Below are 309 nucleotides of genomic sequence, written 5' to 3' on the forward strand. Positions count from 1 at the left end.
CGCCTTGCTCCATATTGACTCCAGTTTGAAATAATTGAATATTCCAGTCGTCCGATCCTATATTCGTAATCGCTGCTTTCGCTAGACCATCTTCTACAGCAAAAGTTGCTTGACCAGGATTATAAGCTTCTGCTCTCCATCCAGCTAGGGATTCGAAGGCACCATTTTCCAGAAGGTTCCCAACTTCTACCCCTAATCGTTGTCTTTCTAAAAATACGTTGTCAATGTATACATCGTTGTCGTTACCACCAAGATTAAATTGAAGCACAGAGTTATGATCAGTGTCTGCTCCCATAATAAACTGTACGC

Annotated in this window: 1 protein-coding gene; it reads right to left on the bottom strand. The window is 41.7% G+C overall.

What is annotated here, in order from left to right:
* Nucleotides 1-309: carbohydrate binding domain-containing protein (locus tag AOA60_RS01065; RefSeq protein WP_143522308.1), on the bottom strand; the 309-nt coding region annotated here is incomplete at both ends.

The organism is Pseudomonas sp. 2822-17 (genome assembly GCF_002742485.1).
GTDB lineage: Bacteria > Pseudomonadota > Gammaproteobacteria > Pseudomonadales > Pseudomonadaceae > Aquipseudomonas > Aquipseudomonas cyclaminis.